20 protein-coding genes and 1 tRNA gene are annotated in these 19,159 nt (G+C 69.9%); 6 read left to right on the top strand and 15 right to left on the bottom strand.

Annotated elements, in window-relative coordinates; all coding sequences use genetic code 11:
- Positions 1–4 precede the first annotated feature (4 nt).
- The 9 genes from paaK to paaZ are packed head-to-tail and all read right to left on the bottom strand — an operon-like array spanning position 5 to position 8,074.
- Positions 5–1,309, bottom strand: a complete 1,305-nt coding sequence (paaK, locus tag ACFFC4_RS02470) for a phenylacetate--CoA ligase PaaK (RefSeq protein WP_375497416.1) — start codon at positions 1,307–1,309, stop codon at positions 5–7.
- Positions 1,306–1,908 (bottom strand): TetR/AcrR family transcriptional regulator, encoded by a 603-nt coding sequence (locus tag ACFFC4_RS02465; protein ID WP_375497414.1) that lies wholly within the window; start codon positions 1,906–1,908, stop codon positions 1,306–1,308. Before ACFFC4_RS02465 ends, paaK begins: the two co-directional genes overlap by 4 nt.
- Positions 1,905–2,297 carry a hydroxyphenylacetyl-CoA thioesterase PaaI gene (gene paaI / locus ACFFC4_RS02460; protein ID WP_375497412.1) on the bottom strand — a complete coding sequence of 131 codons (393 nt, stop codon included), beginning with the start codon at positions 2,295–2,297 and terminating at the stop codon, positions 1,905–1,907. The genes ACFFC4_RS02465 and paaI overlap by 4 nt, the downstream gene beginning before the upstream one ends.
- Complete coding sequence (paaE, locus tag ACFFC4_RS02455; RefSeq protein WP_375497410.1) at positions 2,294–3,346, bottom strand: 1,2-phenylacetyl-CoA epoxidase subunit PaaE; 1,053 nt, start codon at positions 3,344–3,346, stop codon at positions 2,294–2,296. The genes paaI and paaE overlap by 4 nt, the downstream gene beginning before the upstream one ends.
- Positions 3,346–3,849: a 1,2-phenylacetyl-CoA epoxidase subunit PaaD gene (gene paaD, locus ACFFC4_RS02450; RefSeq protein ID WP_375497408.1), complete on the bottom strand. Its 504-nt coding sequence runs from the start codon at positions 3,847–3,849 to the stop codon at positions 3,346–3,348. Before paaD ends, paaE begins: the two co-directional genes overlap by 1 nt.
- 4 nt (positions 3,850–3,853) lie before the next feature.
- Positions 3,854–4,744 carry a 1,2-phenylacetyl-CoA epoxidase subunit PaaC gene (paaC, locus tag ACFFC4_RS02445; protein ID WP_375497406.1) on the bottom strand — a complete coding sequence of 297 codons (891 nt, stop codon included), beginning with the start codon at positions 4,742–4,744 and terminating at the stop codon, positions 3,854–3,856.
- Positions 4,745–4,752: 8 nt separating this feature from the next.
- Positions 4,753–5,115, bottom strand: a complete 363-nt coding sequence (gene paaB / locus ACFFC4_RS02440) for a 1,2-phenylacetyl-CoA epoxidase subunit PaaB (protein WP_375497404.1) — start codon at positions 5,113–5,115, stop codon at positions 4,753–4,755.
- Positions 5,112–6,044 carry a 1,2-phenylacetyl-CoA epoxidase subunit PaaA gene (gene paaA, locus ACFFC4_RS02435; RefSeq protein WP_375497402.1) on the bottom strand — a complete coding sequence of 311 codons (933 nt, stop codon included), beginning with the start codon at positions 6,042–6,044 and terminating at the stop codon, positions 5,112–5,114. The genes paaB and paaA overlap by 4 nt, the downstream gene beginning before the upstream one ends.
- Positions 6,041–8,074, bottom strand: coding sequence for a phenylacetic acid degradation bifunctional protein PaaZ (paaZ, locus tag ACFFC4_RS02430; RefSeq protein ID WP_375497400.1), 2,034 nt, complete (start codon positions 8,072–8,074; stop codon positions 6,041–6,043). Before paaZ ends, paaA begins: the two co-directional genes overlap by 4 nt.
- Before the next feature lie 54 nt (positions 8,075–8,128).
- Here paaZ and ACFFC4_RS02425 point away from each other — a divergent pair, with 54 nt between their 5' ends.
- A complete protein-coding gene (locus ACFFC4_RS02425) occupies positions 8,129–8,917 on the top strand; it encodes an enoyl-CoA hydratase/isomerase family protein (protein WP_375497398.1) in 789 nt (262 codons plus the stop codon).
- 206 nt (positions 8,918–9,123) lie between these two features.
- Here ACFFC4_RS02425 and ACFFC4_RS02420 read toward each other — a convergent pair.
- Positions 9,124–9,200 (bottom strand) — tRNA-Thr (locus ACFFC4_RS02420).
- Positions 9,201–9,292: 92 nt separating this feature from the next.
- Here ACFFC4_RS02420 and ACFFC4_RS02415 point away from each other — a divergent pair.
- Entirely contained in the window at positions 9,293–10,051 is a 759-nt protein-coding gene (locus ACFFC4_RS02415; protein WP_375497396.1) for an N-acetylmuramoyl-L-alanine amidase, read from the top strand.
- Positions 10,052–10,236: 185 nt separating this feature from the next.
- Here the strand turns inward: ACFFC4_RS02415 and rlmB are convergent, their stop codons facing one another.
- Entirely contained in the window at positions 10,237–11,190 is a 954-nt protein-coding gene (rlmB, locus tag ACFFC4_RS02410) for a 23S rRNA (guanosine(2251)-2'-O)-methyltransferase RlmB (protein ID WP_375497394.1), read from the bottom strand.
- The gene (gene cysS / locus ACFFC4_RS02405) at positions 11,190–12,566 is read right to left on the bottom strand and encodes a cysteine--tRNA ligase (protein ID WP_375497392.1); all 1,377 of its coding nucleotides are present in this window, start codon (positions 12,564–12,566) and stop codon (positions 11,190–11,192) included. Before cysS ends, rlmB begins: the two co-directional genes overlap by 1 nt.
- Before the next feature lie 144 nt (positions 12,567–12,710).
- Here cysS and ACFFC4_RS02400 point away from each other — a divergent pair, with 144 nt between their 5' ends.
- A complete protein-coding gene (locus ACFFC4_RS02400) occupies positions 12,711–13,835 on the top strand; it encodes a trans-sulfuration enzyme family protein (RefSeq protein ID WP_375497390.1) in 1,125 nt (374 codons plus the stop codon).
- On the opposite strand, the gene ispF is transcribed toward ACFFC4_RS02400, so the two are convergent.
- The 3 genes from ispF to ACFFC4_RS02385 are packed head-to-tail and all read right to left on the bottom strand — an operon-like array spanning position 13,825 to position 15,495.
- Positions 13,825–14,286, bottom strand: a complete 462-nt coding sequence (ispF, locus tag ACFFC4_RS02395; RefSeq protein WP_375497662.1) for a 2-C-methyl-D-erythritol 2,4-cyclodiphosphate synthase — start codon at positions 14,284–14,286, stop codon at positions 13,825–13,827. The two genes, ACFFC4_RS02400 and ispF, sit on opposite strands and share 11 nt — an antisense overlap.
- A 1-nt stretch (position 14,287) precedes the next feature.
- The gene (gene ispD / locus ACFFC4_RS02390) at positions 14,288–14,977 is read right to left on the bottom strand and encodes a 2-C-methyl-D-erythritol 4-phosphate cytidylyltransferase (protein WP_375497388.1); all 690 of its coding nucleotides are present in this window, start codon (positions 14,975–14,977) and stop codon (positions 14,288–14,290) included.
- A gap of 26 nt (positions 14,978–15,003) precedes the next feature.
- The gene (locus ACFFC4_RS02385; RefSeq protein ID WP_375486458.1) at positions 15,004–15,495 is read right to left on the bottom strand and encodes a CarD family transcriptional regulator; all 492 of its coding nucleotides are present in this window, start codon (positions 15,493–15,495) and stop codon (positions 15,004–15,006) included.
- Between the two features lie 239 nt (positions 15,496–15,734).
- Here ACFFC4_RS02385 and ACFFC4_RS02380 point away from each other — a divergent pair, with 239 nt between their 5' ends.
- The 3 genes from ACFFC4_RS02380 (at position 15,735) to disA (ending at position 19,105) form a co-directional block, all read left to right on the top strand.
- Positions 15,735–16,433, top strand: coding sequence for a hypothetical protein (locus tag ACFFC4_RS02380; protein WP_375497386.1), 699 nt, complete (start codon positions 15,735–15,737; stop codon positions 16,431–16,433).
- Positions 16,434–16,497: 64 nt separating this feature from the next.
- Positions 16,498–17,958 (top strand): DNA repair protein RadA, encoded by a 1,461-nt coding sequence (gene radA / locus ACFFC4_RS02375; protein ID WP_375497384.1) that lies wholly within the window; start codon positions 16,498–16,500, stop codon positions 17,956–17,958.
- A gap of 55 nt (positions 17,959–18,013) precedes the next feature.
- Complete coding sequence (gene disA, locus ACFFC4_RS02370) at positions 18,014–19,105, top strand: DNA integrity scanning diadenylate cyclase DisA (protein WP_375497660.1); 1,092 nt, start codon at positions 18,014–18,016, stop codon at positions 19,103–19,105.
- Positions 19,106–19,159: the final 54 nt, after the last annotated feature.

The raw sequence follows: 19,159 nt of genomic DNA, 5'->3' as shown, positions 1-19,159 counted from the left end.
TTCGTCAGCGCGGGCGGTCGTCGATGATGCGGCGCATCTTGCCCATCGATCGCTCGATGGTGTCCGGCGCCTGGACCTGCACCTGCACGCTCACGCCGATGATGTTCTTGACGAACGTCTGCAACTGACGTCCGCCCTCGTCGCCGTCGGCCTCGGTCGCGTCGGTGCGACGCTCGACGAGCACCTCCATCTTGTCCATGCGATCAGGCTTGGTGAGCCGCAGCTGGAAGTGCGGCGAGAGCGCCGGCGTGCGCAGGATCAGCTCCTCGATCTGCGTGGGGAAGAGGTTGACGCCGCGCAGGATGATCATGTCGTCGGTGCGACCGGTGATCTTCTCCATCCGGCGCATCGTGCGTGCCGTACCCGGGAGCAGCCGGGTCAGGTCACGCGTCCGGTAGCGGATCACCGGCATGGCCTGCTTCGTCAGCGACGTGAAGACGAGTTCGCCCTCGTCGCCGTCCGGCAGCACCTCACCGGTGACCGGGTCGATGACCTCCGGGTAGAAGTGGTCCTCCCAGACGTGCAGGCCGTCCTTGGTCTCGACGCACTCCTGGGCGACGCCGGGGCCAATGACCTCGGACAACCCGTAGATGTCGGTGGCGTCGATGCCGACGCGAGTCTCCATCTCGGCCCGCATCTCGTTCGTCCACGGTTCGGCCCCGAAGATGCCGTAACGCAGTGACGTCGTCGCAGGGTCGACTCCCTGCCGTTCCATCTCGTCGACGATCGCCAGCATGTAGGACGGCGTGACCATGATGATGTCCGGCCGGAAGTCCTGGATCAGCGTGACCTGCCGCTCGGTCATGCCGCCGGAGACCGGGACGACGGTGCAGCCGAGCTTCTCCGCGCCGTAGTGCGCACCCATGCCGCCGGTGAACAGGCCGTAGCCGTAGGCGTTGTGCAGGATGTGCCCGGGCCGGCCGCCCGCGGCGCGGATCGAGCGGGCCATCACCGTGGCCCAGGTGTCGATGTCCTCGCGCGTGTAGCCGACAACGGTGGCGCGGCCGGTGGTCCCGGAGGATGCGTGTACCCGCGACACCTGTTCGCGCGGGACGGCGAACATGCCGAACGGGTAGTTGTCGCGCAGGTCGGCCTTGGCGGTGAAGGGGAAGTTCGCCAGGTCGCCGAGGTCCGTGCAGTCGTCGGGGTGCACACCGGCGGCGTCGAAGGCGCGGCGGTAGTGATCGACGTTGTCGTAGGCGTGCCGCAGGGACCACTGCAGACGCTCGAGCTGCAGCGCGCGCAGCTCGTCGATGGACGCGCGCTCGATCGGCTCCAGCTGGTCGGGCGCTTGCTGGGTGAGGGTCATCGTGTGCTCCCGGTTCTGCGCAGCCCGTCGAAGGCCATGGTGGACACGACATGCACCAACTCATCGACGTTGTGTTGGTGGGTGGGCTTGAGCCACTCGGTGAGCGAATTGACCATCCCGAACAGCAGCCTGGCCGTCACAGACGGGTCGATGTCGGGGTGCAGGTCGCCCTCGGTGACCGCTTCCTTCACCAGATCGGCGACCAACTGATCGAGGTGCCGCCGCCTCGCCAATGCGCGCCGCTCGACGGTGCTGTTCCCGCGGACACGGAGCAGCAGCGTGACGTAGGACAACCGATCCACGAGCACCTCGACGCTGCGTCGGACGAGCACCTCCAGCCGGTCCACCGCAGGGCCGTCGAGGGCGCGAACCTCCTCGGCCGCGGCCTCCAACCCGACCAGCGCGTGGTCCAGCGCGAGACCGAGCAGCGCGTCCTTGCCCTTGACGTGGTGGTAGATAGCGGCCTTGCTGATGCCGAGTCCCGCCGACAGGTCCTCCATGCTCGTGCCGTCGAACCCGCGCTCGTTGAAGATCGTCACCGACTTGGCCAGCAACCCCGGCAGGTCGTACCCCGGGCGGCCGCGCCGGACGGCAGTCATGACTGCCCGCTGAGCTGGTGGCTGCGGCCCCGGAACTCCGCGATGACCGCGTCGTCGCGGCGCACGGTGACGTCGTAGAGACCGCTTCGCCCGTAACCGGTACGCAGCCTGGCCTCGGCCTCGAGCACCTCACCACGACGGGCCGGTGTGATGAACACGATGCTGCACTCGGCGGCGACGGTCACGGGGCCCCAGCTGTTGCACGCGCAGGCGAAGGCCGTGTCGGCGAGGAAGAAGATCACGCCGCCGTGGCAGATGTCGTGCCCGTTCACCATGTCGGCGCGGACGGTCAGCCGGGTGCGGGCCCACCCATCCCCGTATCCGGTCAGCTCGATGCCCATGGCCTGGGAGGCGTGATCGTCGGCCATCATGGCTTCGACGGGCGTCATGAGTCGTAGTCGATGGTGACGGTGTCGGAGATGGGCAAGGCCTGGCACGTGAGCACATAGCCCGCGTCGATCTCGTTCTGTTCCAGCGCGTAGTTGCGTCGCATCCGCACCTCCCCATGAGTGACGAGTGCCCGGCACGTTCCGCACACGCCGCCCTTGCAGGCAAAGGGCAGGTCGGGACGCACCTTCTGCGCGCCGTCGAGAACAGGCGTGTCCGGGGTGACGGTGACGGTCGTGCTGCGGCCGTCGAGCACAACGGTGACCTCGGCTCCCGGACCGGCCGGCGCGTCCTCGTGCCGGGCCTCGTCCGGCGGATCGTCGCCAACGTAGAACAGCTCGCGGTGCACGCGCTCCGCGGGAACATCGAGTTCGGTGAGGACGTCGATGGCGTCGGTGACCATGCCGAACGGTCCGCACAGCCACCAGTGGTCCACGGCGTCGACGTCGAGCGTGGCCGGGAGGAGTGCGCGCAGCTTGGCGGCGTCCAGGCGGCCCGAGAACAGCTCGACCTCCTGCGGTTCGCGCGACAGCACGTGCACGAGCCGCATGCGGGCGGGGTGGGCGTCCTTCAGGTCGGCGACGTCGTCGGCGAACATCACCGAGTCGGTGCGCCGGTTGCCGTACAGCAGCGTGACCGTCGCGTCGGCATGCGCGTTCAGCACGGAGGCGGCGATGGACAACATCGGCGTGATCCCCGAGCCGGCGGCAATGAGAACGTGATGACCGCCGGCCGTGAGGTCAGGAGTGAACGACCCGGTGGGGGCCTGCACCTCGATCGTGTCGCCGGCGCGCACCGTGTGCACCAGCCAGCCCGAGACCGCGCCGCCGGCGACCTCGCGGACCCCGATGCGCGGCGCGTGCCCGACCGGTGCGCAGATGGAGTACGAGCGACGCTCCTCGCCGACCTTCAGCGTCAGCGACTGGCCGGGCGCAAAGGTGAAGACATCCACCAGACCCTCGGGTACGGCGAAGGTGACGGCGGCTGAGTCGTCGGTCAGCTCGTCCACTGCGGCCACGGTCAGCGGGTGGAATTCGGGCCGGAGCGCCATCAAATCTCCTTGAAGTACTCGAACGGTTCGTCGCACGACCGGCAGCGGTACAGCGCCTTGCAGGCAGTGGCGCTGAACGCCGAGGATTCGACGGTGTTCGTCGACGCGCAGCGCGGGCAGGCCACGGTTCGCGGGCGGACGGACAGCGTCAGCGGGATCGGCCCGGCCCCGCGAACGGCGGCTGGATTCGGCGGCGCGATGCCGGCCGCGGTGAGCTTCTTGCGCCCGGCAGCGGTGATCCAGTCGCTGCTCCACGCCGGGGCCAGCGAGGTGCGGACCGTGACGTCGAAGTACCCGGCCTGCTCGAGACGGTGGCGCAGGTCGTGGCTGATCTCGCGCATCGCGGGGCAGCCCGAGTACGTCGGGGTGATGGTCACCGTCACCGCGGTGCCATCGGTGTCGACGTCGCGCAGGATGCCGAGATCGGCGAGCGTCACCATCGGCAACTCCGGATCGGGTACCTGGGCGGCGACGTCCCAGGCGCTCTCGGTCGCGGTCACCACGTGATCACCACTGTGCGTCCGGGTGCGCGCGGGCGACGCTCTGCAGTTCGGCCAGCACGTATGCCATGGCCTCGGTGTGCAGACCGTCCCGACCGGCGCGGCCGCCGACACTGGCCAGCGGTTGCGCGTCGGGCCGTTCGAGGCCGGCGGTGGCGAACACGGTGTCGAGCACGACGTCGACCTCGGCCCGCAGGGTCGTCACGTCGACGGCCACCCCCGGGAGGGCGGCCTCGATCGGGTGCGGCGTGAACAGCTCGTCCACCAGCGGCCACGCGACGTCCAGGCCGTGCTGCATCTTTGCGTGCGACACCTCGGTGCCGTCGCCGAGGCGCACGACCCACTGGGCGGCGTAGTCGCGGTGGTAGGTGAGTTCCTTGACGCCCTTGCCGGCGATGGCGGCCAGCACCGGATCGGCGGAGGCCTGCAAACCGTCGAAGAGGGCAAGCCGCCAGGTCGAGAAGACGAGCAAGCGGCCGACGAGTTCGGCGAAGTCGTCGTCGTGCCGCTCGACGAGACGTACGTTGCGGAACGCACTCTCGTCGCGGAAGAACGCGAACGCATCCTCGCCGCGATCAGTGCCGTCGGCGCGCCCGGCGCGGGCGAGCAGCATGCGCGCCTCGCCGAGCAGGTCGAGCGCGACGTTGCCCAGCGCGGTCTCCTCCTCCAACTCGGGAGCACGCGTCATCCACTGCTGCAGGCGGTGGCTGTAGATCAACGCGTCGTCGCCGAGCATCAGGCAGTAGGCAGCCAGGGCGGCACCGTCGACGCCGTTGGGCACCGTCGTGTCGACGCCCTCGAGCGCATCGGTGAAGCCGGTGCCGAAGGCCCAGCGGTGGTCGTCGCCCTCGGCGTCGCCCAGGCCGTCGTACGGGGTGTCGTACGGGGTGTCGTTCATTGCACCGCTCACATGTGGGGGACGTCGTCGGGGATGTCGTAGAACGTCGGATGCCGGTAGACCTTGTCGCCGGCCGGCGCGAAGAACGGGTCCTTCTCGTCCGGGCTGGACGCGGTGATGTCGGTGGCCGCCACGACCCAGATGCTGACGCCCTCGTTGCGGCGGGTGTAGAGGTCACGCGCGTGGTGCAGCGCCATGTTGTCGTCGGCCGCGTGCAGGGAGCCCACGTGCACGTGGTTCAGCCCGCGCTTGCCGCGCAGGAACACCTCATATAGCAGCCAGTCCCTGCGCGACTGGGCCGGGTCGTTCACGGTCGGGATGCCCTGCATGGGAACAGCGCCGTGGCCACCCTCGGCCGTCATCTCGCTCATCGAAGGGCCGCCTTGCGAGCGTGTGCGGTCGCCGCGTCGCGGACCCAGGCGCCGTCGTCGTGAGCGGCCTTGCGGTGCGCGACGCGCTGGGCGTTGCACGGGCCGTTACCGGCCACGACGGCCTTGAACTCGTCCCAATCAATGACCCCGAAGTCGTAGTGCCCGCGCTCGTCGTTCCAGCTCAGGTCGGGGTCGGGGAACGTCACGCCCAGCTTCTCGGCCTGCGGCACGGACATGTCGACGAAGCGCTGCCGCAGCTCGTCGTTGGTGTGCCGCTTGATGCCCCACGCCATCGACTGCTCGGTGTTCGGTGAATCCTCGTCGGGCGGGCCGAACATCATCAGCGACGGCCACCAGAACCGGTCGACGGCGGCCTGCACCATGGCCCGCTGGCCCTCGGTGCCGCGCATCATCGTCATCAGCAGCTCGTAGCCCTGCCGCTGGTGGAAGGACTCCTCCTTGCAGATGCGGATCATGGCGCGCGCGTACGGACCGTACGACGAGCGGCACAGCGGCACCTGGTTGCAGATCGCCGCACCGTCGACCAGCCAGCCGATGACGCCGACGTCGGCGTAGGACAGCGTGGGGTAGTTGAAGATCGACGAGTACTTCTGCCGGTTGGTGACGAGCTTGTCGGTCAGGTCGGCGCGGTCGGCACCGAGCGTCTCGGCGGCGCTGTACAGGTACATGCCGTGGCCGGCCTCGTCCTGCACCTTGGCCAGCAGGATCGCCTTGCGCCGCAGCGACGGTGCCCGGGTGATCCAGTTGCCCTCGGGCTGCATGCCGATGATCTCCGAGTGCGCGTGCTGAGCGATCTGGCGGATCATCGTCTTGCGGTAGCCGTCAGGCATCCAGTCGCGGGGCTCGATCCGCTTGTCGTGCTCGATCGTGGCGTCGAAGTACTCCTGCAGGTACAGCGTCTCGCTCATGCCTTCCACTCCTTCGCGACCATGGTGAGCACGTCGTACTGCGCGGCCACCGAACCGTCCTGCTTGGTCACCTGCGCGTCCCAGCGCACCTCGCCGTGCGCGCTGTCGCCGCGGGGGGTGATGGCCTTGCAGGTCAGCGTCACGGTCAGCTCGTCGCCTGGCTTGACCGGGGTGACGAAGCGCAGGTCGTCGATGCCGTAGTTGGCCAGCACCGGTCCGTACTCGGGGCTGACGAACAGGCCCGCTGCGATCGAGACGACGAGGTAGCCGTGCGCCACGATGCCGCCGAACAGCGGGTTCCTCGCCGCCGCCTCCGCGTCGGTGTGTGCGTAGAACGTGTCGCCGGTGAACTCCGCGAAGTGCGCGACGTCCTCCTGCGTCACCAACCGCGGGCCGGCGGTGACTGAATCGCCGATCTTCAACTCGGCGAGCGACTTGCGGAACGGGTGCACCCCGTCATCGGTCCGCGCGCTGCCGGGCATCCACCGGTTGGTGATCGCGGTGAGGACGCGGGGGCTGGCCTGGACCGCGGTGCGCTGCATGTGGTGGTGCACGCCGCGGATGCCGCCCAGCTCCTCGCCACCGCCGGCGCGACCCGGCCCGCCGTGCACCAGCGTCGGCAACGGCGAGCCGTGCCCGGTGGACTCCGTCGCGTCGTCCTGATCCAGCACCAGCAGGCGGCCGTGCCAGGGGGCGACACCTAGCACGACGTCGCGGGCGAAGTCGCTGTCACCGGTGACGACTGAGCCGACCAGGCTGCCCTGCCCGCGCGCCGCGAGTTCGACGGCGTGCCGCGTGTCGCGGTAGCCGATCAACGTGCTCACCGGCCCGAACGCCTCGACCTCGTGCGGCTCGGCGCTGTCGGCACTGTCGGCCTTGATCAGGACCGGCGAGATGAACGCACCGCGCTGCGCGTCGGCGCCAACGACATCGACGTGCTCGGGATCGCCAAAGACCGCGGTACCCACCGACAGCAGGGCCTTGAGCGAGCGACGGACCTCGTCGCGCTGCTCAAGGCTGGCCAGGGCGCCCATCCCGACCGACTCGTCGGCGGGGTTGCCCACTACGACCGTGGCGAGCTGCGCCGAGGCCGCTTCGGCCACTGCGTCGACGTACTCGGCGGGCACGATTGCGCGACGGATCGCGGTGCACTTCTGGCCGGCCTTGACGGTCATCTCGGTGACGAGCTGGGTCGCGTAGAGGTCGAATTCGGGCGTGCCGGGTGCGGCGTCGGGTCCGAGGATCGAGCAGTTCAGCGAGTCGGCCTCGGCGCTGAACCGAACCGAGTTCGCGACCACGGTGGGGTTCGTCCGTAGCTGCTGCGCGGTCGACGCCGAGCCGGTGAAGGACAGCAGGTCCTGGTCGGTCAGGTGGTCGAACAGGTCGCCGACGCTGCCGCAGATCAGCTGCAGCGAGCCCTCCGGCAGCAGGCCGGACTCGATGATCAACTCGACGACCCGGGCGGTGAGGTAGGCGGTCGCGCTGGCCGGCTTGACGAGCGTCGGCACGCCGGCCAGGAAGGCCGGGGCCAGCTTCTCCAGCGGGCCCCAGACCGGGAAGTTGAAGGCGTTGACCTGCACCGCGACCCCGTGTCGGGGCGTGTAGATGTGCTGGCCCAGGAACTGGCCGCGCTTGCCCAGCGCTTCGACGGGACCGTCGAGCAGCACGGTGTCGTTCGGCAGCTCGCGTCTACCCTTGCTCGCATAGCTCAGCAGGACGCCGATGCCGCCGTCGACGTCGAACGTGCTGTCGAACAGGGTCGACCCGGTGCGCGCCGACAGGGCGTACAGCTCGTCGCGGTTCTCGCGCAGCAGGCCGCCGACGGCCTTCAGCAGGGCGGCGCGTTCGTGGAACGTCAGCTCGCGCAGCGCCGGCCCGCCGACGTCGCGCCCGTGGCGCAGGGTCGCCTGCATGCCGATGCCGGCTGAGGAGATGGTGGCCACCTGATCGCCCGTCACCGCGTCGAGCAGCGGCGCGCCCTGGTCAGCCGGTTCGAACCAGGACCCGTTCACGTAGCTACGCAGCGGCATTCGCAGGCTCCCTAATTTCTGACCGAACGTTCAGTTGGATGCTAGCCTGCCCGCATGACCGATGACCAGGCCAATTCCGAAGTGACGTGTCACATCGCGGACGCGGTAGCGACGATCACGATGACCACGCCGTCGCTGGGCAGCGCGGCGAAGCGCGGCCTACTGGACTGCGTGCAGCAGGTCACCGACGACGCCTCGGTCCGCGCCGTGGTGCTGACCGGCACCGGCCGGGTGTTCAGCGCGGGCCAGGATCTCGCCGAGCATGCCGACGCGCTCGCCGCTGAGGGCGAACCGTTCGCCACCATCGAGCAGCACTACAACCCCGTCGTTATCGCTCTGGCCACGATGCCCAAGCCGGTCATCGCCGCCATCAACGGCACCTGCGCGGGCGCCGGCCTGGGCCTGGCGCTCGCCTGCGATCTTCGGGTCGCGGTCGCCGGCACGAAGTTCGTGACCGCCTTCAGCAGCATCGGCCTCACCCCCGACTCGGGCCTGTCCGCTTCGCTGGCGCGCGCGGTGGGTGCCGCCCGGGCCAGTGAGCTGATCCTGCTGGCCGACGCGTTCACTGCCGAGGACGCGCTCGCGTGGGGCATGATCGGCCGGATCGCGGACGCGGCGGACTTCGACACCACCATTGACGCCCTGGCCCATCGTCTCGCGGCCGGCCCGACCCGGGCGTACGCGACGTCGAAGGTGGCGATCCGCAACGCCTGGGCCGCCGGCTGGGACGACGTCCTGGCGCGGGAAGTCCACAGTCAAACGGCGCTGGGTTCGACGACGGACCACCGGGACGCGGTCTCGGCATTCCTGTCGAAATCCCGCCCCACGTTCACCGGGCGATGACTCCAGCTCTCTCGATCCGATCGGTCGTCAACGATCTCAGAATGCTGCGCGCCCCACGTTGCGAAGCCTGTGTGATTCGAAGCCATGCCCTCTGCGCCCTCGTTCGACCGCAAAGCGGATCAGCGGCTTCCACTCGTCAGAACAGCCTCTCAGACTGAGCCGGCTCGGCCTCCGTCCCCGTTTCTGGGGCCCAATGGAGCCGCCTGTGGAGCCGCCTGTGGGATTCGAACCCACGACCTACCGCTTACAAGGCGGTTGCTCTGGCCAACTGAGCTAAGGCGGCAAGCGGAACACAGGCTACCGGCACGACGTCCGTCCCGCTGTTCGCTGATCTACAGTTCGGTGCCCGAAAGACCTTCCCGAACGGAGGGGCCAATGCGCCGCGCGCTCGCCTCGCTCGTCGCCGCGCTGGCCATCTGCACCCTTGCGAACCCGGGGCCGGCGACGTCGGCACCTCACGTCCCGGTCATCGTGATCGATCCGGGCCACAGCCGCAGCATCCATGCGATCGACCGGCAGACCGGGCTGCGGGTCGACGACTACGAGAACGAGCCGGAGATGCGCGACGTCTTCTCGGTGGCCCGGCTCGTGACCGCGCGGCTGCGATCCCTGGGCTACCGCGTCGTCATGACCAAGACGTCGCTGAATCAACGGCGCAACCTCGCCCAGCGGGCCCGGATCGCAAACGCTGCCCACGCCGACCTGGCGATTTCGATCCACGACCAGGCCGGGCGCAACGGAGGCATCGGGTTCCGCACAGGAAACAACATCGTCTACTACCAGTCCGTTGGCGACTACCGCGTGACCCCGCGCGGCCATCATGTCGTGTTCCGCAACCACGTCGTCGCCAGGCTGAGCAAGCGCTATGCCGCCGAGTTCGCCCGCGCCCGCCGCGCGGTGCAACACGCCCGCATGAAGGTCCGCGGCAACGTCGGTTACGACCTGGGCTCGCGTGGGCTGGCGCCGGGCGACATCTGGATCGTGCAGCTGCTCGCCCACATGCCGTGGATCTACAACGAGGCGGGCGGCAACAGCCGGGGCCACGTCGGGCTCACCGCCGCCGATCGGCGCACGTACGCCGCCTCGCTCGTGGCCGGCGTCGAGGCCTGCATCCCACCGCCGAGACGGGCGTGACGCCCGCGACCCTGGACGGGATGACGTCGGGTGAGCAGGTTGCACCGTCCGCAGGCCGGGTTCTGGATCCGGTTCCGAGCGTGATGGCGGGTGAACCACCTGTCGCAAGGCACAGCTGCGCGGCGGGCCCGCGCCGCCTGGGTTCTGCGTACCGAAGCGCAAGTACGTCAACGACGGTTACAGCGTCAGGCGTGCCGGCGGCGCCGGGCGATGTCGGACAGCGTGACGGCGACGGCCACGGACGCGTTCAGCGACTCGGCGGCCGGGGCCATCGGGATCGACAGCGTGACGTCGCAGTTCTCGCCGGCGAGCCGCGACAGCCCGCGACCCTCGGACCCGACGACCAATACCAGCGGCTCGGTGGCCATCTCGAGATCGTCGAGCTGCGTGGTGCCGTCGGCATCCAGGCCGACGACGAACATCCCGGCGTCCCTGCACTCCTTGAGCGAGCGCACCAGGTTCGTCACCTGCGCGACGGGCAGCCGGGCCGCAGTGCCTGCCGACGTACGCCAGGCCGTTGGCGTGATGCCGGCCGAACGACGTTCGGTGATGATCACACCGTGCGCGCCGAAGGCCACCGCGGAGCGAATGATCGCGCCGAGGTTGCGCGGGTCGGTCACGCCGTCGAGAGCGACAAGTAGCGGGGCGGTGCCCGAGTCGCGCGCGGTGGCGATGACGTCGCGCAGCTCGGTGTAGGCGAACGGCGGCACCTGCAGCGCGATGCCCTGATGCACGATGTTGTTGGTGCGGCGGTCCATCTCGGCCCGGCTGATCTCGAGCAGGGCCAGGTTGCGGTTGCTGGCCAGCCGGATGGCCTCGGTGATGCGCTCGTCGGCCTCGATGCCCTGCGCGAGGTACAGCGCAGTGGCCGGGATCTTCGCCCGCAGCGCCTCGGCCACCGGGTTTCGCCCGACCAGCAGCTCCGCCGCCGGGTTGTCGCGCGGCGATTTCGTGCGCGACGAGGTGGACCTCTTGTCGGCAGCTGCCGCTCGGCGCGCGGCCGGATGACCCTTGCGCGCCTCGGCCGGGGGGGTCGGGCCCTTGCCCTTGATGCCCCGCTGGATGTGCCCGCCGGTACCCGTCGAGGCACCCTTCTTCGACTTGCGGATCGCACCCTGTCGCTGCGAGTTACCGGCCATCAGTTCAGACTCCATCGCGGCCCGTCGGGGGTGTCCTCGATGCTGACGCCGGCCGCGGCGAGCTGATCGCGGATGGCGTCCGAGGCTGCGTAATCCTTGCGGGCCCGGGCGGCTGTGCGCTGGTCGAGGGCCACCCGGACGAGCGCGTCCACGGCGTCGAGCGTTGCTTCGGGCGCCGTGTCCCACTGGAACGGGCTCACTCCGAGGACTCTCGTGTTTGCGGCGACTTCCCCGGCAACGCGCTGCACGGTGACAGCGTCGCCGCTCTCCAGCGCAGCGTTGCCCGCACGGACCAGATCGTGGATGACAGCGAACGCCGCAGGCGTGCCGAGGTCGTCGTTGAGCGCCGCGGCGAACGCGTCGCTCACCCGCCCGTCGGTCTCGATGTCGACGACTGCTCCGGCACGCGTCAAGAACCGCTCGATGCGTCCGTACGCGACGGCCGCCTCGTCCAACGACGACTTCGAGAACTCGATCGTCGAGCGGTAGTGCGCGGCGCCGAGGTAGTAGCGCACCTCGACCGGACGCCACTGGCGCACGATCTCGCGCACCTGCAGGGTGTTGCCGAGCGACTTGCTCATCTTCTCGCCCGAGAGGTTGACCATGCCGTTGTGCAGCCAGTAGTTGGCGAACCCGTCGCCGGCCGCGCGGGACTGCGCGAGCTCGTTCTCGTGGTGCGGGAAGACGAGGTCGAGCCCGCCGCCGTGGATGTCGAAGGCCGCGCCGAGGTACTTCGTCGACATCGCCGAGCACTCCAGGTGCCAGCCGGGCCGACCGCGTCCCCACGGCGTGGGCCAGGACGGCTCGCCGGGCTTGGCGGACTTCCAGAGCGCGAAGTCGCGCGGATCGAGTTTGCGAGAATCGCCGACCGAGTCGCCGGCGGCCTGCATCTCGTCCACCTTCTGGCCCGACAGCGAGCCGTAGGTGGGCCATGAGCGCACGTCGAAGTAGACGTCACCGTCGGCGGCGTAGGCGTGGCCACCGTCGATGAGACGCTGCATGAGCTCGACCATCTCGGTGACGTGCGCGGTGGCCAACGGCTCGTAGCTCGGCGGCAAGCAGCCCAGCGCCTGTTCGGCGGCGACGACCTCGCGCTCGTTGCGGAACGACAGCGCCCACCACGGCTCGTCCGCCGCGCCTGCCTTGTCGATGATCTTGTCGTCGATGTCGGTGACGTTGCGGACGAAGGTGACGTCGTAGCCGGTGTGCGTGAGCCAGCGCCGCAGGATGTCCATATTGATCCAGTTGCGGACGTGCCCGACGTGCGGCGGCCCCTGGACGGTGAGCCCGCAGAGGTAGATCGACGCCTTGCCGGGTTCGAGGGGCTCGAAAGCCCGCAACGACCGAGTCGCGGTGTCGTACAGCCTCAAACCCACGGTCACCGCTCGCTTCGCTCGGGTGACCGGCGAAGCCGATACCCATGGTTCGCTCGCTGCGCTCGACTCACGGTGTCATCGTACGGACCACTCACGCGCGATCGGCCCGCTCGAGCGGCGATGGCGCCGGATAGCGTCAAGGACATGGACGAGCCCACCCTGCGCCCCGAGTCGCTCGCCGTCTCGCTGGGCCGCCCGCACGAGCCCGGCGCGCCGCTGTCGACGCCGATCGTGCTCACCGCCCCGTACCGGAACGCACCGACTGACAACGACTACTCCCGCGACGCCCCCACCGACACCCGGGCCGCCTTCGAGGAGATCCTCGGCGCCCTCGAGGGCGGGCTGGCGCTGTCGTTCTCGAGCGGTATGGCCGCTCTCGCCGCGATCGTCGAGTCGCGACCGGTCGGGACGGTGGCCGTGGTGCCCGAGGCCGCTTACAGCGGCGCTGTCAAGATCTTCGCCGAGCAGGAGCAACTCGGCCGGATGCAGGTGCGTCGTGTCGACATCGCCGACACCCATGCGGTTACTGCAGCGCTCGACGGCGCCGACCTGCTCTGGCTCGAGACGGTAACGAACCCGCTGATGACCATCCCGGACATTCCGGCGCTCACGGCGGCCGCCCACGCGGCCGGGGCAATTGTCGGTATCGACGCGACGTTCTCGACACCGTTGATCGTGCGCCCGCTCGAGCTGGGCGCCGACGTCGTCATGCACTCGGTGACGAAATACCTGTCGGGGCACTCGGACGTGCTGATGGGCGCGCTCGTCCTACCCGCCGGACCGCTCTACGACGTGTTGCGGGCCAGGCGCACCCTGGCCGGCGGCATCCCGGGTGCGCTCGAGACCTACCTGGCCACGCGCGGACTGCGGACGCTCGCCGTGCGGATGGACCGTGCGCAGGCCAACGCCGGCGAGCTGGCGTCCCGGCTGGCCGCGCATGCTCGGGTGACCCGCGTGCGCTACCCGGGGTTGCCGTCCGACCCAGGGCATGCGGTTGCCGCGCGCGACTTCGCGGGTTTCGGGGCAATGATCGGCGTCGAGATCGATGGTGGCGCCGACGCCGCCGAGCGGGTGTGCCACGCCGTGCGGTTGATCCACCACGCCACCAGCCTGGGCGGCGTCGAGTCGCTGATCGAGCGTCGCGCCCGGCACGCCGTCGACGCGTCGTTCGGCACCCCGGAGACGCTGCTGCGGTTCTCGGTGGGGATCGAGCACGTCGAGGATCTATGGGCCGACCTCGAGCAGGCGCTCGCGTCGATCAGCGGGTGAGCAGGGCGGTGGCGATCGCGGCGCGACCCTCGCCGCGGCCGGTGAGGCCGAGCCCGTCCGTGGTCGTGGCGGCGACCGACACCGGGGCGCCGACGACTGCCTGCAGCTCGGCCTGGGCCTCGGCGCGCCGCGGGCCGACCTTGGGCGCGTTCCCCACGACCTGTACGGCGACGTTGCCGATCGTCCAACCCGCGGTGGTGACCAGCCGGACCACCTCGCGCAGCAGCGTCACCCCGGACGCGCCGGCCCACTGCGGGTCGGCCGTGCCGAACACCGCCCCCAGATCACCCTGTCCGGCGGCGGACAGCAGCGCGTCGCAGGCGGCGTGCGCGGCGACGTCGCCGTCGGAATGCCCTGCACAGCCGTCGATGCCGGGCCAGAACAACCCGGCCAGCCAGCAGTCCCGGCCGAGTTCGACGGGGTGGACGTCGACCCCGATGCCGGTGCGGATGTCAGGCACGCACAGCCACCGCCTCGGCCACCGCGAGATCCCATGGCCGGGTGATCTTGAACGCCGCATCGGAGCCGGACACGGCGACCACCTTGCCGCCGGCGGCCTCGACCAGCGCGGCGTCGTCGGTGACCTGCAACGACCGCCCGGCCTCGTGGGCAGCGACCAGCACCGAGCGCCGGAAGCCCTGCGGGGTCTGTACGGCCACCAGCTGGCTGCGATCGACGATGCCTGTGAAGTGCCCGGCCTCGTCCACCCGTCGCACGGTGTCGTGGATCGGGACGACGGGCACCGCGGCATCGGCCCCGTCGAGCAGTGCTGTGATGACCGACGTGATCACCTCGTGCGGGACGAACGGCCGCGCGACGTCGTGCACGAGCACGAGTTCGATCTCCGGGGCGAGTGCGGCGAGTCCTGCCGAGACCGACGCCTGCCGGGTGGCGCCACCGGGCACGGCGGTCGTCGAGGTGAGCCCACCCGCCTGCTCGAGGTGCGTCGACGGCGCAACCACATACAGCCGGCCGACCAACGGATGCGTAAGGAAGCGTTCGGCCGCATGCTCGAGCAGCGTGCGGCCGGCGATCGACTGGAAGGCCTTGGGGACGGACCCACCGAGGCGTTGACCGCTCCCGGCCGCAACAAGAATGACGGCGCAGGACGCTGGATTGTGAATAGCGTTCTGCGCCGTCATCGACAGCTTGTGAATCAGAGTCGTACTTAGGCGACGGCCTCGCCGAGGACCTCGTCCAGCACGACCTCGGCCTTGTCCTCATTGGTGCCTTCCGCGAGCGCGAGCTCACTGATGAGGATCTGCCGCGCCTTGGCGAGCATGCGCTTCTCTCCGGCGGACAACCCGCGATCGCGATCGCGGCGCCAGAGATCACGCACGACCTCAGCCACCTTGTTCACATCGCCCGACGCAAGCTTCTCGCCGTTGGCCTTGTACCGGCGCGACCAGTTGGTCGGCTCCTCGGTGTGCGGGGTACGCAGTACCTCGAAGACCTTGTCCAGGCCCTCCTGCCCAACGACATCGCGGACGCCAACGACCTCGGCGTTCTCGGCCGGCACCAGCACTGTGAGGTCACCCTGGGCCACCTTCAGCCTCAGGTAGGTCTTCTTTACTCCCTTGAGAAGTCGCTCCTCGATCGCCTCGATGAGAGCAGCTCCGTGATGCGGGTAAACGACGGTCTCGCCGACCTTGAAAGTCATGTAATACAGCCCCTTTCGCTCCCTCCAGGATAACACGCGGCGGACTGCCTATAGGAGGTGCAAATTCCTTTGTCAAGCCCCAGAGACCCCATTTTTCGGGACTCAGGGCGAGGTCATGGGTAGCTGGAAGGCCGTGCTGGGCGGTCGCCCGCAGCACGGGAGCACGCCCTCGCTACGCTGTGATCGGCAGCGAACAGTCGGCGGATGCAGCACCGTACGACAAGCAGCGAGGAGTCGACGTGAACGCACATCCCGGGGCCGCGCGCCGCCGCCGCACCGCCGGATTGGGTGCGATCGCCGTCGCCGCCGCGCTGTTGACCTCCGCCTGTGCAGCCGGGCGGGTCGCGCAGACGCAGAACCAGCGACCGTCCGTCTCCGGCGTCAACGCCGACATCGGCGCGATCTCCATCCGCAACCTCACGGTCGAGGCGCCGCCCCAGGGCCCGTCCTTCCCGAAGGATTCGGCGCTGCGCCTCATCGCCGTGTTCGTCAACAACGGCACCGCCAGCGACCTGCTCACCGACATCAGCTCGGCATCCTTCACCAGCTGGGGCGCCTACAGCTCCGTGACCGCCGGCGACGAGGTCGTCGCAGCCGCCGGCAGCACCTCCCCCACCGCTGTGCCGACCGCCGAGCCTGTCCCGACCTCCGAGGCTGGGTCGGCGACGAGCACACCGACGACGAGCACACCGCAGGCCAGTCGGACAGTGCGCATCCCGGCCAACGGGCGCACCTCGTACGGCGTCCCGGACGCCACCGGAACCCTGCTGGCGCTGGGCACCAAGACCACGATCTACCCGGGCAGCATCGTCACCATGACGCTGACGTTCGCCCGGGCCGGGACGGTCACCGTCCGCGTACCGGTCAACGTCACCAGCGATCCCACGCAGTCCACCCTGCCCGATCCCAGCGGCAGCGGCGGCAGCGAGGGCGGCTGACGCACCACCGCTCACCGCCGGGTGTCGACCCGGTTGTGTCGGGGCCCCGCGTTACCGTCCGCACATGCCCCGTCCCAGCACCGCCTACCGCTGCTCGTCCTGCGGCGCGACCGCGGGTAAGTGGTACGGCCGCTGCCCGAAGTGCGGCGAGTTCTCGACGCTCGCCGAGTACACCGCGCCGTCGACGCGCGAGCCCGGACTGCGTTCGAGCACGAAGGGCAGCACGCCCAACCGTCCGGCTCGCAGGGTTTCCGAGGTCGTCACCGGCGGCCCGGCCGTGCGCCTGTCGACCGGCATCGGCGAGTTCGACCGGGTGCTGGGCGGCGGCATGGTGCCCGGCCAGGTGTGCCTGTGCAGCGGGCCGCCCGGGTCGGGCAAGAGCACGCTGCTGCTGGCGGTCGCCGACCGCGTCGCCCGCGCCGAGGACCGCCCCGTCCTCTACGTCTCGGGCGAGGAGTCGGTTGAGCAGATCGCGCTGCGCGCCCAGCGCATCGGAGCCACCAGCGCCAACCTGCTGCTCGCCGACGACGTCGACCTGGGGTCGGTCATCGGCCACCTCGACGAGCACGCCGGCGCGCTGGCTCTCGTCGTCATCGACTCGGTGCAGACCATCGCCTCGGCCGACGTCGACGGGCGCGCGGGCGGTGTCACTCAGACGATGGAGGTCGCACAGGCTCTGAGCCGGGTCGCTAAGGCGCGTGGGCTGCCGATGCTGCTGGTCGGTCAGGTCACCAAGGACTCCACCGTCGCCGGACCGCGGGCGTTGGAGCACATCGTCGACACCACGCTCAGCCTGGACGGCGACAAGCACACGTCGCTGCGGCTGCTGCGCACCGTCAAGAATCGCTTCGGCGCGCTCGAGGTCGCGGCGTTCGAGCAGCGCGACGACGGCATGCACGAGGTGCTCGACCCCAGCTCGCTGTTCCGCGAACATCGCACCGCACCCGTGGCGGGCACCTGCCCCACCGTCACCATGGAGGGCGCCCGAGCGATCGTCGCGGAGCTGCAGGCACTGGTCGGCAGCGCCACCGTGCCCAATGGACGCCGCGCGGTGTCGGGCCTCGACACCGGCCGCGCGGCCATGCTGATCGCCGTCACCGAACGCGCCGGCGGCGAGATGCTGTGGAACCGCGACGTCTACATCGCCACCGCCGCCGGCATGCGAGTCTCCGACCCGGGTACCGATCTAGCCGTCTGCCTCGCCGTCATGTCCGCCCATGGCGCCGCCTCCACCCAGGAGAAGGTCGTCCCCCTCGACACGCTCGTGATCGGCGAGGTGACGCTGTCCGGCGACGTGCGCCCCGTTCCGATGATGACCGAACGGGCGGCCGAAGCGGTCCGGCTCGGTTACCGGCGGTTGCTCGTGCCCGTCGGTACTCGCGGCAAGCTCGGTCGTCAGCTGGCGTCGGCACGGTTCGTCGAGGTCGGCACCCTGCGCGAGGCCATGCTGGCGCTGCAGGCGCCCCCGGCACCGAGCATCGCCACCGCTCGCGGAGTCACGTTGCGCCCCGTGCCCAACGAGTGAGCCCGTGTCGCGCGCCGGGCGCAATTCGGCCGCGCCAGCCCCGGAACTACTTACACTGAACGCCGTGGCCCCCACCGAACGCGATGAGACGGCGCTGCGCGGCGTCCTTGCCACCGTGGCCCCTGGCACCACCCTGCGGGACGGGCTCGAACGCATCCTGCGGGGCAACACCGGCGCGCTGATCGTCATCGGTTGGGACCCCGTCGTCGAGGGGTTGTGCACGGGCGGTTTCCCACTCGACGTCGGCTTCTCGGCCACCCGGCTGCGCGAGCTGTGCAAGATGGACGGCGCGGTGGTGCTGTCGACCGACGGCCTGCGGATCATGTATTCGGCCACGCACCTGATGCCCGACCCGGCCATTCCCACCGAGGAGTCCGGCACCCGCCACCGCACCGCCCAGCGGGTGGCCCGCCAGACCGGTTACCCGGTGATCTCGGTGTCGCAGTCGATGCGCATCATCAGCCTCTACGTCGGCGATCTGCGCTACGTCCTGGAGAGCAGCGGCGAGCTGTTGTCGCGCGCCAACCAGGCCATCGCCACCCTCGAGCGATACAAGACCCGCCTCGACGAGGTGTCCCACTCGTTGTCGGCGCTCGAGATCGAGGATCTCGTGACCATTCGCGACGCGGCGAGCGTGGCGCAGCGCCTCGAGATGGTCCGCCGGATCGCCGACGAGGTGACCGGGCAGGTCGTGGAGCTCGGCACCGACGGCCGATTGCTCGCCCTGCAGCTCGACGAGCTGATGGCCGGCGTCGACGCCGATCGCGAGTTCCTGGCCCGCGACTACGTGCCCACCGGTCGGCGGGCCCGCTCGACCGAGAAGGTGCTCGGCGAGCTCGCCCAGCTGTCGGCGCTCGACCTGCTCGACCTCACGTGCGTCGCCGCGGCGATGGGCCTGCCGAACACGCCCGAGAGCCAGGAGAGCGCAGTCAGCCCCCGTGGTTATCGGCTGTTGGCCCGGGTGCCGCGCATCCCCGCCGGCATCCTCGATCGGGTCGTCGAGCACTTCGGCGGGCTGCAGAAACTCCTGGCCGCGTCCGTCGAGGACCTGCAGATCGTCGACGGCGTCGGCGAGGGTCGCGCACGCTCGGTGCGCGAGGGCATCTCGCGCCTGGCCGAAGTGTCGATCATCGACCGATTCAGCTGAGTGTCGATCATCGACCGATTCAGCTGAGTGTCGATCATCGACCGATTCAGCTGA

Source organism: uncultured Jatrophihabitans sp. (genome assembly GCF_964244045.1).
Lineage (GTDB): Bacteria > Actinomycetota > Actinomycetes > Mycobacteriales > Jatrophihabitantaceae > Jatrophihabitans.
This window is presented reverse-complemented; position numbering and strand designations above follow the sequence as displayed.